Raw genomic sequence first — 15,417 nt, 5'->3', positions numbered from 1 at the left:
TGGGAGGACCGAGCCCGCGCCCCGTGGAGGACCGATGCCGCGCCCCGCCGAGTCAGCCCGTTCCTCGGAGTCGGGTTTTCCGATCGACCCGCTGTACGGCCCCGAGGCGCTGGCCGGCTGGGACCCGGACACCCGGCTGGGGCGGCCGGGGGAGTACCCGTACACCCGGGGCGTCTACCCGACGATGTACACCGGCCGGCCGTGGACGATGCGCCAGTACGCGGGCTTCGGCACCGCCGCCGAGTCCAACGCCCGCTACCGCCAGCTGATCGCGGGCGGCGGCACCGGCCTCTCGGTGGCCTTCGACCTGCCCACCCAGATGGGCTACGACTCGGACGCCCCGCTCGCCGCCGGGGAGGTCGGCAAGGTGGGCGTGGCCGTGGACGGCATCGAGGACATGGCGGTGCTCTTCGACGGCATCCCGCTGGGCGGGGTGTCCACCTCGATGACCATCAACGCGCCCGCCGCCCTGCTCCTGCTGCTCTACCAACTGGTCGGCGAGGCCCAGGGGGTGGCGCCCTCGGCGCTCACCGGCACGGTGCAGAACGACGTGCTGAAGGAGTACATCGCCCGCGGCACGTACATCTTCCCGCCGCAGCCCTCGCTGCGGCTGGTCGCGGACGTGTTCCGGTACTGCCGGGCCGAGATCCCGCGCTGGAACACCATCTCCATCTCCGGCTACCACATGGCCGAGGCCGGGGCCGATCCCGCGCAGGAGATCGCCTTCACCCTGGCCAACGGGATCGCCTACGTCCGGACCGCGCTCGCCGCCGGGATGGCCGTGGACGACTTCGCGCCCCGGCTCTCCTTCTTCTTCGTGGCCCGCACCACGCTCCTGGAGGAGGTCGCCAAGTTCCGCGCCGCCCGCCGTATCTGGGCGAGGATCATGCGCGAGGAGTTCGGCGCGCGGGACCCGCGCTCGCAGATGCTGCGCTTCCACACCCAGACCGCCGGGGTGCAGCTGACCGCCCAGCAGCCCGAGGTGAACCTGGTGCGGGTCTCGGTCCAGGCGCTGGCCGCCGTGCTCGGCGGCACCCAGTCGCTGCACACCAACAGCTTCGACGAGGCGATCGCGCTGCCGACCGAGAAGGCCGCCCGGCTCGCCCTGCGCACCCAGCAGGTGCTCGCCCACGAGACCGACGTGACCGCCACCGTCGACCCCTTCGCCGGCTCCTACGCGGTCGAGTCGCTGACCGACGCCGTCGAGGCCGCCGCGCTGGCGCTGATGGCCCGGGTGGAGGAGCGGGGCGGTGCGGTGGCCGCGATCGAGCAGGGCTTCCAGAAGGGCGAGATCGAGCGCACCGCCTACCGACTCCAGCAGGAGACCGACTCCGGGGAGCGCACGGTGGTCGGCGTCAACCGTTTCCGGCTGGACGAGGAGGAGCCGTACCAGCCGCTGCGGGTGGACCCGGCGATCGAGCGGCAGCAGGCCGAGCGGCTGGCCCGGCTGCGGGCCGAACGCTCCGCCACGGCCGTCACCCGGGCGCTGGACGCGCTGCGCCGTACGGCGGAGGGGCCGGAGAACGTGCTGTACCCGATGAAGGAGGCGCTGGCCGCCAGGGCCACTGTCGGCGAGGTCTGCGACGCGCTGCGCGGGGTGTGGGGCACCTACGCTCCGGTGGAGCGGTTCTGATCGCTTCCGAACGGCTCGGGGCGGTTCACGACTGACCCTGATCGGCCGTCAACCGCCCCCGGCCGTCAAGTCGCTGTCGGCCGTGACCACCGGCCCGGGTGATCGTTGCACAGATCAAGCAATCCGGGGAAGGCGGCTGAAACGAGATGTCATACCCATCTGTCCGACCGGTATGCACCCATCCGGGGACTAGTTTTCCGGAAGTCGGGCCAAATCCCCCCAACGGGCCTAGGCTTGGGGAGATGAACCGTCCTGAGCCCGCTCAGCCGGGCACCACTCTCGCCTCCGCACGCCCCGCCGCCGACCTGCGCGGACGGGTCCGGAGGCTGGAGCCCGAGCTGATCGCCTTCCGCCGTGACCTGCACCGGCACCCGGAGCTGGGCCGCCAGGAGTTCCGCACCACCAACCTGCTGCGCGACCGGCTGGTGGCGGCGGGCCTGGAACCGCGGGTGCTGCCGGGCGGCACCGGTCTGCTGGTCGACATCGTGCCCCCCGGCACCGCTCCGGGCAGCGAGTTCCTGGCCTTCCGCGCCGACATCGACGCGCTGCCGATCGACGACGCCAAGACCGACGTGCCGTACCGCTCGACCGTCCCCGGCCGGGCCCACGCCTGCGGCCACGACGTGCACACCTCCGTGGTGCTCGGCACCGGCCTGGTGCTGGCCGAGGCCGTCCGCGACGGCGAGCTGCGCCGCCCGGTCCGGCTGGTCTTCCAGCCGGCTGAGGAGGTCATGCCGGGCGGTGCCCTGGACGTGATCAAGGCGGGCGGGATGGACGGCGTCGGCCGGATCTACGCGGTGCACTGCGACCCGAAGGTGGAGGTCGGCCGGATCGCCCTGCGGGTCGGGGCGATCACCTCGGCCTGCGACCGGCTGGTGCTGCACCTGGACGGACCCGGCGGCCACACCGCCCGCCCGCACCTGACCACCGACCTGGTGACCGCGATCGCCCGGATGGCCGCCGACCTGCCGGGGGCGCTGGCCCGCCGGATGGACCCGCGCTGGGGCGTCAGCCTGGTCTGGGGCCGGATCGCCTCCGGCGCCGCGCCCAACGTCATCCCCCAGCACGCCGAACTGGAGGGCACCGTCCGCTGCCTGGAGCTGGACGGCTGGCGCGAGGCGCCGGACCTGCTGCACGAGCTGATCGCCAAGCTCGCCGAGACGTACCGGGCCAAGTGGACGCTGGACTACCACCGCGGGGTGCCGCCGGTGGTCAACGAGGCGGTCTCGGTCGGCCGGCTGGAGGCGGCGATGACCGCCCGGTTCGGCCGGGACGGTGCCGAGGTGGTGGAGGGCACCGAGCAGAGCCTGGGCGGCGAGGACTTCTCCTGGTACCTGGAGCACGCCCCGGGCGCGCTGGCCCGGCTCGGCGTCCGTACCCCCGGCGACAGCCCGGTGCGTGACCTCCACCAGGGCCGGTTCGACGTGGACGAGCGGGCGATCGGCGTGGGCGTGGAGCTGTTCTCGACACTGGCCCTGGAAGACGACCGGATCTGACCGTTCCCGGGGGTATGTGGTCGGCGCGTGAGCGGCTCGTCGAGATCCGGAGCGCCGGAACGGTCCGTAAACTGGGCCGGACCAAGACTCGGATCACCGTCCGCGCACGGGAAAAGAGCCTTCGGTGGGGCTTCAGACCACGGTTTGATAACAACCCGAATGCTCCGGCAGCCCGTAACCCAACCGTGTTCTACGCGCGTTACGGTGGCGTCCGACCACGCTAAACGGGTGCGTGTGAGAAGGAGATACTCCCTTGCGCCGTTCAATGAAGCTCGCCGCGGTTGTGCTCTCGGGTTCCCTGGGCATGGCCTCGCTCGCCGCTTGCGGCGCAAAGAGCACTGACACCAACGCCTCCTCCGGCTCGTCCTCCGACGCCCTCAAGGTCGGTATGGCCTACGACATCGGCGGCCGTGGCGACCAGTCCTTCAACGACTCCGCCGCGCGCGGTCTGGACAAGGCCAAGGCCGACCTGGGCGTCAACGTCACCGAGGCCGAGGCCAAGACCGGTGAGGCCGAGGCCGACAAGGAGACCCGCCTGAAGAACCTGATCGACGGTGGCTACAAGACCATCGTCGCCGTCGGGTTCGTGTACCAGCAGGCGGTCGACAAGGTCGCGAAGGACAACCCGAACGTCAAGTTCGCGATCATCGACTCGAACGACAAGGACCAGCCGACCAACGTCACCTCGCTGCTCTTCGCCGAGCAGGAGGGTTCGTACCTCGCCGGTGTGGCCGCTGCCAACAAGTCGAAGGGCCACCACATCGGTTTCATCGGTGGTGTGCAGTCCGAGCTGATCAAGAAGTTCGAGGCCGGTTACAAGGCGGGCGCCAAGTCCGTCGACCCGAACATCCAGATCGAGACGACCTACCTCACCACGCCCCCGGACTTCTCCGGCTTCAACTCGCCCGACAAGGGCAAGGAGGCCGCGCAGGGCCAGCTCGACAAGGGCGCGGACGTCATCTACTCCGCCGCCGGCTCCTCCGGCAACGGCGCCATCGAGGCCGTTGCCAACGCCGGCAAGTGGGCGATCGGTGTCGACTCCGACCAGGCCAGCCAGCCGGCCCTGGCGAAGTTCAAGAACAACATCCTGACCTCGATGGTCAAGAACGTCGACAACGCGGTCTACGCGTACATCGACTCGGTCAAGAAGGGCACGCCGTTCACCGGCATCAAGCTCTTCGACCTGAAGGCCAACGGTGTCTCGCTCGCCACCACCGGCGGCAAGATCGACGACATCCAGGACAAGCTGAAGGCCGCCAGCGACGCCATCACCAGCGGCGCCACCACCATCCCGACCGCGCCGACCTCCTGAGGTCCGCGCGTCTCGGACGCGACCTGCGCCTGCCGCCTGCCCGGTAGCGCGACGATCGACACAGTTCACGGGAGGGGCCCGGCAGGGTGCGCTCAACGCGTACCCCCGGGCCCCGTTCCGTCCCCCCGTTTCCCCCCTTGTTCCCCCCTTGGCCCTCCGAGCGCAACGACGCGCCTCCAGACCACCAGGAGATCGCCATCACCGCATCAGACCCCGTCCCCCTGCGCAAGGACGGCACCCCCAGCGCGGGGACGGCGACAGCGGCCGTCGAACTGCGCGGCATCACCAAGCGCTTCCCCGGCGTCGTGGCCAACCACGACATCAATCTCACCGTCCGCACCGGCACCGTGCACGCCCTGATGGGTGAGAACGGCGCAGGCAAGTCGACGCTGATGAAGATCCTCTACGGCATGCAACGGCCGGACGAGGGCACCATCGCGATCAACGGCGAGCAGTGCGAGTTCCACACCCCCGGCGACGCCATCGCCCGCGGCATCGGCATGGTGCACCAGCACTTCATGCTCGCCGACAACCTCACCGTGCTGGAGAACGTCGTCCTCGGCGGCGAGAAGCTCCACGGCATCGGTGCCAAGGCGAAGGCGAAGATCAAGGAGATCTCCGACCAGTACGGTCTGGGCGTGCGCCCGGACGCCCTGGTCGAGGACCTCGGTGTCGCCGACCGCCAGCGCGTCGAGATCCTCAAGGTGCTGTACCGCGGCGCCAAGATCCTGATCCTCGACGAGCCCACGGCCGTACTCGTCCCGCAGGAGGTCGACGCGCTGTTCGACAACCTGCGCGAGCTCAAGTCCGAGGGCGTCACGGTCATCTTCATCTCGCACAAGCTGCACGAGGTGCTGGCCGTGGCCGACGCGATCAGCGTCATCCGGCGCGGCACCACGGTCGGCGACGCCGACCCGAAGGCGGTCACCGCCCGGCAGCTGGCCGAGATGATGGTCGGCGCCGAGCTGCCCTCCCCGGAGAGCCGCGAGTCGACCGTCACCACCACCGAGATGCTCAAGGTCGAGGACCTGCGGATCGCCAAGACCGACGCCGAGGGCATCGAGCGCGTCGTCCTGGACGACATCTCGCTGCGCATCCACAAGGGCGAGATCCTCGGCATCGCCGGTGTCGAGGGCAACGGCCAGGCGGAACTGGTCGAGGCCATCATGGGCATGCTGCCGCTGGACGGCGGCACCGTCACCCTGGACGGCAAGGACCTCTCCGGCACCCTCACCCGGGCCCGCCGCGAGGCCGGCATCGGCTACATCCCCGAGGACCGCCACAGGCACGGCCTGCTGCTGGAGGCCCCGCTCTGGGAGAACCGGATCCTCGGCCACGTCACCGAGCAGCCCAACTCCAGCGGTCTGCTGCTCAAGCCCGCCGCGGCCCGCGAGGACACCCAGCGGATCGTCCGGGAGTACGACGTCCGAACCCCCGGCATCGAGGTCACCGCGGCCTCGCTCTCCGGCGGCAACCAGCAGAAGCTGATCATCGGCCGCGAGATGAGCCACCAGCCCAAGCTGCTGATCGCCGCCCACCCGACCCGTGGTGTGGACGTCGGCGCGCAGGCGCAGATCTGGGAGCACATCCGGTCCGCCCAGCGCGAGGGCCTGGCCGTCCTGCTGATCTCGGCCGACCTGGACGAGCTGATCGGCCTCTCCGACACCATCCGGGTCATCTACCGCGGCCGCCTGGTCGCCGACGCCGACCCGGCCACCGTCACCGCCGAGGACCTCGGCACCGCGATGACCGGTGCCGCCGCCGGCCACCTGGAGTCCGACCCGGAGGCCGTCGCCGAGGCGCACGCCGTCGCCGCGGAGGGCACCGAGGCGGCGGACGAGCACCCGCACACCGACACCGCCGACAAGCCGCAGGCGGGGGAGTAACCCATGACCAGTCCCAACCCCGCCGCCAAGCGCAGCTTCGCGCAGCGGATCAGCGGTGAGCGGATCGTGCTCGCACTGGCCGCGCCGGTGCTCGCGGTCGTGCTGTCCGTCGCGATCTGCTCCGTCCTGCTGGCGACCTCGGGCAAGAACCCGTTCGACGCGTGGAACGTGATGATCACGTACGCCACCAAGTCGGACGGACAGGTGCTGATCCTCAACCGGGCCACCACCTACTACCTGGCCGCCGCGGCCGCCGCGTTCGGGTTCCGGATGAACCTGTTCAACATCGGTGTCGAGGGCCAGTACAAGGTCGCGGCGCTGTTCGCGGCCTTCGTCGGCGCCCAGGTCGACCTGCCGGCGTTCATCCAGGTCCCGCTGCTGCTGGTCACCGCCATGCTGGTCGGCGGTCTGTACGCGAGCATCGCCGGTCTGCTGAAGGTCTACCGCGGTGTCAGCGAGGTCATCTCGACCATCATGCTGAACGCGATCGCGGTCTCCATCGTCGGTCTGCTGCTCGTCCCCGGCGTCTTCGCGCCCAAGGCCAGCAGCACCAGCAACTCGATCCAGACCGACCCGGTCTCGGACTCCAGCCACTTCTTCAGCATTCCCACCGCCGGTGGCGACCTCTGGGGCTTCCTCTTCATCGCCGTCCTGGTGGGCGTGCTGTTCCAGTTCACGCTGGCCCGCACCCGCTTCGGCTTCGACCTGCGGGCCACCGGCCGCTCGGAGTCCGCCGCGACCGCGTCCGGTGTGAACGTCAAGCGCATGGTCGTCACCTCGATGGTGGTCTCCGGCGCGATCGCCGGTCTGATCGGCCTGCCCGAGCTGCTGCAGAACTCCTACTCCTACGGGCAGAGCTTCCAGCCCGGTCTGGGCTTCCTGGGCATCTCGATCGCCCTGCTCGGCCGGAACAGCCCGATCGGCATGGCCTTCGCGGCGCTGCTGTTCGCGTTCCTGGACTCCACCGGCTCCCAGCTGCCGCTGAAGGGCGGCTTCCCGTTCGAGATCGTCGCGGTCATGCAGGGCACCATCGTCATCTGCGTCGTCGTCGCGTACGAGCTGGTGCGCCGCTACGGCCTGAAGCGCCAGCAGCAGAAGGTCGGCGCCCAGCTCGCCGCCCAGGCCGCGGCCACTGAGAAGAAGGAGGTGTCCGCGTGAGCACGGCTACTGCCGCTCGTCCGAAGGCGCCGGGCGCGCCCGCGAAGAAGCGCAAGCTGTCCTGGCCGGTCGTCCTGCTCCTGATCGCGGGCGCCCTGGTCCTGTTCGCCGCTGTGGGCATGGCCACCGGCAACCACTCGCTGACCTCCTCCGGTCAGGTCTCCGCCGCGCTCGGCTCCGCCGTGCCGATCGGCATGGCCGGCCTGGGCGGTCTCTGGTCCGAGCGGGCCGGCGTGGTCAACATCGGCCTCGAAGGCATGATGGTCGCCGGCACCTTCTGCGGTGCCTGGGCGGGCTACCTGGTCAACCCGTGGGTCGGTCTGCTGGCCGGCATGCTCGGTGGCGCGCTCGGCGGTCTGCTGCACGCGATCATCACGGTGACCTTCGGCGTCGACCACATCGTCTCCGGCGTCGGCATCAACCTGCTGATCCCCGGCATCTGCGCGTACGTCAACCGGATCTACTACAAGGACTACATCTCGGCCGGCGCCGGGGCGAACCAGTCCCCGCCGGCGGATCCGCTGCCGTACATCACCGTTCCGGGGCTGTCCTCGGGCCTGAAGACCATCGAGAACCACCACTGGTTCCTGGTCTCGGACATCGCCGGCGTGCTCGGCGGCCTGGTCACCAACCTCTCGGTGGTCGTCGTGCTGGCCGCCGTGCTGATCGTGGCCAGCTACTTCCTGCTGTGGCGCACGGTGTTCGGCCTGCGGCTGCGCTCCTGCGGCGAGAACCCGACCGCGGCCGAGTCGCTGGGCGTCAACGTCTACAAGTACAAGTACCTGGCGGTCATCGCCTCCGGTGCCTTCGCGGGCCTCGGCGGTGCGTACCTCTCGCTGGTCGCCGCGCACTTCTACAAGGACGGCCAGACCCTGGGCCGCGGCTTCATCGGCCTCGCGGCGATGATCTTCGGCAACTGGATGCCCGGCGGTCTCGCCATGGGCGCCGGCCTGTTCGGCTTCACCGACAGCCTCCAGCTGCGCGACCCGGAGTCGGTCCACGTGCTGATCCTGACCGTCTCGATCGCCATGGCGCTGCTCGCCCTGTGGCAGCTGTACCGCCGCAAGTTCACCGCGACGGTGATCTCCCTCGTGGTGGCCGGCGGTCTGGGCGCCTGGTACGCGCTGACCGACTCGGTGCAGCGTCCGCTGATCGTCGCCACGCCGTACCTGATCACCCTGGTGGTGCTCTCGCTGGCGTCGCAGCGACTGCGGATGCCCAAGGCCGACGGCCAGATCTACCGCAAGGGCCAGGGCAAGTGACCGCCCCCGTGATCGACTGGGCGCGGCTGCGCGAGGCGGCGCGCGAGGCGATGGGCCACGCGTACGCCCCGTACAGCAAGTTCCCGGTCGGGGCGGCCGCGCTGGTGGACGACGGCCGGGTGGTCAGCGGCTGCAACGTGGAGAACGCCTCGTACGGGCTCGGGCTGTGCGCCGAGTGCGGGCTGGTGTCCGCGCTGCACGCCTCCGGCGGCGGCCGGCTGGTCGCCTTCACCTGCGTCGACGGCGCGGGCGAACTGCTGATGCCGTGCGGGCGTTGCCGCCAGCTGCTGTACGAGCACGGCGGCCCCGGGCTGCTGATCGAGCTGCCCTCGGGCGTGAAGCCGATGAGCGAGGTCCTGCCCGACGCGTTCGGGCCGGAGCGGCTCTAGCATCTGCAATTGTTACGCGCGTAGAGTGTCGCGAGTGGGCCGAAACCCGGTCATCTCGCGACACTCTTCGCTTTTGAACCCCCCTCTTGGAGCACGCATGGATGCCATCTCCGTCATCAGGACCAAGCGCGACCGCGGAGAGCTGAGCGACGCTCAGATCGACTGGGTCATCGACGCCTACACCCGCGGCGAGGTCGCCGACGAGCAGATGTCCGCGCTGGCCATGGCGATCCTGCTGAACGGCATGAAGCCGCACGAGATCAGCCGCTGGACCGAGGCGATGATCCGCTCGGGCGTTCGGATGGACTTCTCCTCGCTGCCGCTGCCCACCAGCGACAAGCACTCCACCGGCGGCGTCGGCGACAAGATCACCCTCCCGCTCGCCCCGCTGGTCGCCGCCTGCGGTGCCGCCGTCCCGCAGCTGTCCGGCCGCGGCCTCGGCCACACCGGCGGCACCCTGGACAAGCTGGAGTCCATCCCCGGCTGGCGCGCGCTGCTCTCCAACGACGAGATGATGGACGTGCTGCGCGACGCGGGCGCGGTCATCTGCGCGGCCGGCGACGGCCTCGCGCCCGCCGACAAGAAGCTGTACGCGCTGCGCGACGTCACCGGCACCGTCGAGGCCATCCCGCTGATCGCCTCCTCGATCATGTCCAAGAAGATCGCCGAGGGCACCGGCGCGCTGGTGCTGGACGTCAAGGTCGGCTCGGGCGCCTTCATGAAGAACCTGGACGACGCCCGCGAGCTCGCCCGCACCATGGTCGGCCTCGGCACCACCGCCGGCGTCAACACCGTCGCCCTGCTCACCGACATGTCCACCCCGCTCGGCCTCACCGCGGGCAACGCGCTGGAGGTCCGCGAGTCCGTCGAGGTGCTGGCCGGCGGCGGCCCGGCCGACGTCGTCGAGCTCACCCTCGCGCTGGCCCGCGAGATGCTCGCCGCGGCCGGCGTGCACGGCAAGGACCCGGCGGACGCCCTGCGCGACGGCTCCGCGATGGACCACTGGCGCCGCATGATCTCCGCCCAGGGCGGCGACGTCGACGCCCCGCTCCCGGTCGCCCGCGAGCAGCACGTCATCCCCGCGCCCGCCTCCGGCGTGCTCACCGCGCTGGACGCCTACGCCATCGGTGTCTGCGCCTGGCGCCTGGGCGCCGGCCGCGCCCGCAAGGAGGACCCGGTGCAGGCCGGCGCCGGCGTCGAGATGCACGCCAAGCCCGGCGACACGGTGGTGGCCGGTCAGCCGCTGCTGACCCTCCACACCGACACCCCGGAGCGCTACGACTACGCCATCGAGGCGCTGGCCGGCGGCATCGAGGTCTCCCCGGAGGGTACGGCGTTCACCCCGAACCCCATCGTGCTCGACCGCATCGCCTGAGGAACCTGAGGTCTGCTCACGTACGCCGGATCAGGCATACGTGAGCAGACCGCTGGTGTCGATCGTCCAGGGACCGACGGCGATCTTGTCACCGAAGACGAACTTCTCGCGGGACTCGTAGCCAGGTTCCGAATGCACGACGCCGGTGCCTGTGCGGGGATCCACGAGCAGGCAGTACGGAATGCCCATGGCGGAGTAGTCGCGGACCTTGTTGAGGTAGTCGTTCTCAGGGTTGGACTTGAAGACGATTTCCACGGCGAGCAGGACCTGGTGCGGGAGAACCGCAGACTGCTCGCTCGCCAAGACCGGCGACATCATCATGACGATCTCGCCCTCGGCGATCTCGACCTTCCCTCTCCCCGGCACCTTCGGCAGCTGATCCGCGATCTCACGCAACCGGGCGAACCCTGCAGGATCGGCGCTCATGTCCCGGAGTGTATCGGCGCCCGCTGTCAAGCGTCCGCGACCGCTCGCCTCGTGGTATGGGCCTGGTGGGTGGCGTAGAGCGTCACCGCCGCGGCGAGGGTCATGGCGGTGAGGCCGACGGTGGCGGCGCCGGGCCAGCCGGTGGAGTGGTAGGCGTCGGCGCCGAGGGTGCCGCCCAGGCTGTTGCCGAGGTAGTAGGCGATCAGGTAGAGCGCGGAGGCCTGGGCGCGGCCCTCGGTGGCGGTGCGGCCGACGGCGGCGGAGGCGGTGGCGTGGCCGGCGAAGAAGCCCGCGGTGATCAGGACCAGGCCGAGCAGGGCGCAGGGCAGTGACTCGGCGAGCGAGAGCAGCAGGCCGGCGGCGGTGACGCCGATGGAGACGTAGAGGGCGCCGCGGCGGCCGAGACGGGCGGAGAGGCGGCCGGCCGCGGCGGAGGTTCCGGTGCCGACCAGGTAGACCACGAAGATCGAGGCGGCGATCGACTCCGGCAGGTGGAACGGCGCGGCGATCAGCCGGTAGCCGACCGTGTTGTAGACGGCGCCGAACACCGCCATGAACAGCATCCCGAGCGCGTACAGCCGTACCAGGAGCGGGTTGCGCAGGTGCCGGCCGACCGTACGGGCGAGCGCGCGGGCGTCCACCGGGGCCGGGGCGAAGTGCCGGGCGGCGGGGATCAGCAGCCGGAAGGCGAGCGCGGCGAGCAGGGCGAGGGCGGCGGAGGCGGCCAGGCCCCAGCGCCAGCCGAGGGCGGCGGCGGTCCAGCCGGAGAGCAGCCGGCCGCCCATGCCGCCGATGCTGTTGCCGGCCACGTACAGGCCCATCGCGGAGGCCAGCGCGCTGGGGTGGACCTCCTCGGCGAGGTAGGCCATCGCGGTGGCGGGCAGGCCGGCGAGCGCGGCGCCCTGGACGACGCGCAGCGCGACGAGGGTGGTGAGGTCGGGCGCGAAGGGCAGGGCGACGGCGAGGGCGGAGGCGGCGAGGGTGGAGGCCGTCATCACCGCGGTGCGGCCGTACTTGTCGGACAGCGCGCTGGCGGGGAGCAGCCCGAGGGCGAGGCCGAGGGTGGCGGCGGAGGCCGTCCAGCTGGCCTGGCCGGGGGTGAGGTCGAGGTCGGCCGAGAGGATCGGCAGCAGGCCCTGGGTGGAGTAGAGGAGGACGAAGGTCGCGATCCCGGCGGCGAACAGGGCGAGGTTGGCGCGGCGGAAGTCGCGCTGGCCGGGGCGGTGGCGGTCGTCGTGGGCGAGGCCGAGGGCGCCGGGGGTGCGGGCGGTGGAGGCATCCGGGGCGGTCACGGATGCCCTGGTATCGGAGGGCTGCATGTCGTCGACGGTAGGCCCGGCGCGGTTGATGCGTCCAATGCATGAAGAGTGGATGATCGATGCACTGGCGTATGAGTCGAGGTGAGGCGCGGATGACCGTGGCGGATGTGTCGGACGGAACGGAGCAGCGGTACCGGGCGGCCGAGTTGGGGCCGGACGAGCCGGCCGTGCTGCTGGCGCCCCGGCTGGCGCAGTTCGCCGCGGTGGCCCGGCTGGAGCACGTGACGCAGGCGGCGGCGCTGCTCGGGGTGCCCCAGCCGACGCTGTCGCGGGCGGTGGCCCGGCTGGAGGAGGACCTGGGGCTGGACCTGCTGGCCCGTCAGGGCCGGACGGTCCGGCTGACCAGGGCGGGCCGGCTGCTGCTGGCCTCGGTGGAGCGGGCGCTGGCGGAGCTGGAGCGCGGGGCGGAGGCGGCCCGGGCGGAGGCGGACCCCGCGGCGGGACGGGTGGCCTTCGGCTTCCTGCACACGATGGGGCCGGACGCCGTCCCGGCGCTGCTGCGCGGGTTCCGGGCGGCGCACCCGCAGGTGCGGTTCCAGCTGGTGCAGGACTACGGCATGGCGATGCTGGAGCGGTTGCGGGCGGGCGAGTTGGACCTGTGCCTGGTGGCGCCGCTGCCGGACGACCCGGCCTTCACCGCCCGTCCGCTGGACGAGCAGCGGCTGCACCTGGTCGTCCCGGCGGACCACCGGCTGGCCGGGCGGCGGCGGATCCGGCTGGCGGAGGTGGCCGAGGAGCCGTTCGTCGGCCTGGAACAGGGGTACGGGCTGCGCATGATCACGGACGGCTTCTGCGCCCAGGCCGGGTTCGTGCCCCGGCTGGCCTTCGAGGGGGAGGAGACCGAGACCCTGCGCGGGCTGGTGGCGGCCGGGCTGGGGGTGGCGCTGCTGCCGCCGGCCCTGGTGCCGCGGCCGGGGGTGGTGGAACTGGAGGTGACCGCGCCGCGGACCCGGCGGGCGATCGGCCTGGCGTGGGCGACGGGCAGGCCGCTGACGCCGCCGGTGGCGGCGTTCCGGGACTTCGTGCTGTCCCGGCGGGGGCGGCTGCTGCACCACGACTGATCGGGACCGCGACCGATCGGGACCTCGGCTGATCGGGACGGCGACCGGTCCGGACGGCGACCGGTCCGGACGGCGACCGGTCCGGCCCGCGACCGGTTTGGCGGATCGTATGGACCGGGAGGAGGAATTCCGGGCGGACTTTGGACCATCCGGTGGTGTCCGCGGTAGGCGGTCTACGCGCGTAGGGGCTATATTTTCGCAATGGAGAAGCAGATCCCCGTCACCACCGCGGGCACGGGCCCGCGCATTCCCACCCCCGACCAGATCCGCCGCGCGCCGAAGGTCCTGCTGCACGACCACCTCGACGGCGGACTGCGTCCGGAGACCGTGGTCGAGCTCGCCGCCGCGACCGGCTACGAAGGGCTCCCCACCACCGACGTCAAGGAACTCGGCGAGTGGTTCCGCGAGGCCGCCGACTCCGGCTCGCTGGTCCGCTACCTGGAGACCTTCGCGCACACCTGCGCCGTCATGCAGACCCGCGAGGCGCTGATCAAGGTCGCCGCCGACTGCGCCGAGGACCTGGCCGCCGACGGCGTCGTGTACGCCGAGGTCCGCTACGCCCCCGAGCAGCACCTGGAGGGCGGCCTGACCCTGGACGAGGTCGTCGAGGCCGTCCAGGAGGGCTTCCGCCTCGGCGAGGCCAACGCCCGCGCCGCCGGCAACCGGATCCGCATCGGCACCCTGATCACCGCGATGCGGCACGCCGCCCGCTCGCAGGAGATCGCCGAACTGGCCAACCGCCACCGCGACCAGGGCGTCGTCGGCTTCGACATCGCGGGCGCCGAGGCCGGCTACCCCCCCACCCGCCACCAGGCCGCCTTCGACTACCTCAAGGGCGAGAACAACCACTTCACCATCCACGCGGGCGAGGCCTTCGGCCTGCCGTCGATCTGGGAGGCCCTGCAGTGCTGCGGCGCCGACCGCCTCGGCCACGGCGTGCGGATCGTGGACGACATCACGGTCAACGAGGACGGCAGCGTCTCGCTGGGCCGGCTGGCCGCGTACGTGCGCGACAAGCGCATCCCGCTGGAGATGTGCCCGACGTCCAACCTCCAGACGGCGGCGGCCACTTCGTATGCCGAGCACCCGATCGGGCTGCTCAGCCGGCTGAAGTTCCGGGTCACCGTGAACACCGACAACCGGCTGATGAGCGGCACCAGCATGAGCCAGGAGTTCGGGCACCTGGTGGACGCCTTCGGCTACACGCTGGGCGACATGGAGTGGTTCACGGTGAACGCGATGAAGTCCGCGTTCCTGCCCTTCGACGAGCGACTGGCGATGATCAACGACGTGATCAAGCCGGGCTACGCCGAGCTCAAGGCGGAGTGGCTGTTCAGCGTGGGTACCGGCGGCAACTGAGCCGACGCGCCCCGGCGGTCGGCTGAACGCCGTTTCCTGGAGGGGAAGTTGGCGTTCATCCGACTAGTCACTCGGGTGAGTGAACGCCCTTTGGTTCTCACGCGACCCTGTCACTACGGTGTGCCAGTCATTGCTGACAGGTCGTGGCGGCGGTCGCCCGTTCGCCGGACCGTGCGACGTCGGCCACCGACGAGGACCCAAGGGGACGAACCATGAAGCAGGCTCTCAAGGCCGCCGGCACCGCGGCGCTCGGCATCGCCATCGCGGCGGTCGGCGCCGGCACCGCCTCCGCGGCCGGCCAGGCGGCCGGCGGCCTCGGGCTGCCCACCGGCGCGGTGACGAACCCCGCGGTGACCGGTGCGGTCGCCGACACCGCCGCCAAGCTGCCCGGCGGCGACAAGGTCGCCGGCACGCTCGGCACCCTGGCCCCGACCGCCGGTCAGTCCGTGCCCGCCGACGCCACCCCGATCGCCGGGGTCACCCAGCAGCGCGCCGGCGTCCCGTCCATCCCCGGCCTGGACAAGACCCCCGTCGGCGGGCTGACGGGCGTCCTGCCCGGCCTGGGCGGCTGATCCCGGCCACCGGGACACCACGACGGGCCGCCCGCCCCCGGAGAACCCCGGGGGCGGGCGGCCCGTCGTCGTGCCCGCCCGTACCGCCTCACGGCTCCTGGGGGAGCAGCACCCACAGCGCGAGGTAGACCAGGAACTGCGGGCCGGGCAGCAGGCAGGAGAGCAGGAA

At 71.5% G+C, this 15,417-nt stretch carries 14 protein-coding genes; 11 read left to right on the top strand and 3 right to left on the bottom strand.

All coding sequences use genetic code 11. The features are described 5' to 3' along the window. Positions 1-34 precede the first annotated feature (34 nt). From ACZ6Z8_RS34955 to ACZ6Z8_RS34920, 8 genes are all read left to right on the top strand, one after another. A complete protein-coding gene (locus tag ACZ6Z8_RS34955) occupies positions 35-1,633 on the top strand; it encodes an acyl-CoA mutase large subunit family protein (protein ID WP_465614036.1) in 1,599 nt (532 codons plus the stop codon). A gap of 242 nt (positions 1,634-1,875) precedes the next feature. Further along, positions 1,876-3,129, top strand: coding sequence for an amidohydrolase (locus tag ACZ6Z8_RS34950; RefSeq protein WP_465614035.1), 1,254 nt, complete (start codon positions 1,876-1,878; stop codon positions 3,127-3,129). A 253-nt stretch (positions 3,130-3,382) separates the two neighbouring features. Next, a complete protein-coding gene (locus ACZ6Z8_RS34945; protein WP_465614034.1) occupies positions 3,383-4,441 on the top strand; it encodes a BMP family lipoprotein in 1,059 nt (352 codons plus the stop codon). Positions 4,442-4,800: 359 nt separating this feature from the next. Beyond that, entirely contained in the window at positions 4,801-6,327 is a 1,527-nt protein-coding gene (locus tag ACZ6Z8_RS34940) for an ABC transporter ATP-binding protein (protein WP_465614075.1), read from the top strand. Positions 6,328-6,330: 3 nt separating this feature from the next. Next, positions 6,331-7,485 (top strand): ABC transporter permease, encoded by a 1,155-nt coding sequence (locus ACZ6Z8_RS34935; RefSeq protein WP_465614033.1) that lies wholly within the window; start codon positions 6,331-6,333, stop codon positions 7,483-7,485. Beyond that, positions 7,482-8,747: an ABC transporter permease gene (locus ACZ6Z8_RS34930; RefSeq protein ID WP_465614032.1), complete on the top strand. Its 1,266-nt coding sequence runs from the start codon at positions 7,482-7,484 to the stop codon at positions 8,745-8,747. The genes ACZ6Z8_RS34935 and ACZ6Z8_RS34930 overlap by 4 nt, the downstream gene beginning before the upstream one ends. Beyond that, on the top strand, positions 8,744-9,136 hold the full coding sequence (locus ACZ6Z8_RS34925) for a cytidine deaminase (RefSeq protein ID WP_465614031.1): 393 nt from the start codon (positions 8,744-8,746) through the stop codon (positions 9,134-9,136). Before ACZ6Z8_RS34930 ends, ACZ6Z8_RS34925 begins: the two co-directional genes overlap by 4 nt. Positions 9,137-9,233: 97 nt before the next feature. Beyond that, a complete protein-coding gene (locus ACZ6Z8_RS34920) occupies positions 9,234-10,511 on the top strand; it encodes a thymidine phosphorylase (RefSeq protein ID WP_465614030.1) in 1,278 nt (425 codons plus the stop codon). A gap of 30 nt (positions 10,512-10,541) precedes the next feature. Here the strand turns inward: ACZ6Z8_RS34920 and ACZ6Z8_RS34915 are convergent, their stop codons facing one another. After that, positions 10,542-10,937: a Uma2 family endonuclease gene (locus ACZ6Z8_RS34915; RefSeq protein ID WP_465614029.1), complete on the bottom strand. Its 396-nt coding sequence runs from the start codon at positions 10,935-10,937 to the stop codon at positions 10,542-10,544. Positions 10,938-10,963: 26 nt separating this feature from the next. Continuing rightward, positions 10,964-12,256: an MFS transporter gene (locus ACZ6Z8_RS34910; protein WP_465614028.1), complete on the bottom strand. Its 1,293-nt coding sequence runs from the start codon at positions 12,254-12,256 to the stop codon at positions 10,964-10,966. 92 nt (positions 12,257-12,348) lie between these two features. Between ACZ6Z8_RS34910 and ACZ6Z8_RS34905 the strand changes: the two genes are divergently transcribed. The 3 genes from ACZ6Z8_RS34905 to ACZ6Z8_RS34895 all read left to right on the top strand — a co-directional run bounded on the left by ACZ6Z8_RS34905 (position 12,349) and on the right by ACZ6Z8_RS34895 (position 15,248). After that, complete coding sequence (locus ACZ6Z8_RS34905) at positions 12,349-13,317, top strand: LysR family transcriptional regulator (protein ID WP_465614027.1); 969 nt, start codon at positions 12,349-12,351, stop codon at positions 13,315-13,317. A 201-nt stretch (positions 13,318-13,518) separates the two neighbouring features. Then, positions 13,519-14,676: an adenosine deaminase gene (locus ACZ6Z8_RS34900; RefSeq protein ID WP_465614026.1), complete on the top strand. Its 1,158-nt coding sequence runs from the start codon at positions 13,519-13,521 to the stop codon at positions 14,674-14,676. Positions 14,677-14,888: 212 nt separating this feature from the next. Continuing rightward, a complete protein-coding gene (locus ACZ6Z8_RS34895; RefSeq protein ID WP_465614025.1) occupies positions 14,889-15,248 on the top strand; it encodes a hypothetical protein in 360 nt (119 codons plus the stop codon). Positions 15,249-15,336: 88 nt separating this feature from the next. Here ACZ6Z8_RS34895 and ACZ6Z8_RS34890 read toward each other — a convergent pair. Beyond that, positions 15,337-15,417: PspC domain-containing protein (locus ACZ6Z8_RS34890; protein ID WP_465614074.1), on the bottom strand; the 81-nt coding region annotated here is incomplete at its 5' end.

The organism is Kitasatospora sp. NPDC101108 (genome assembly GCF_055584725.1).
This window is presented reverse-complemented; position numbering and strand designations above follow the sequence as displayed.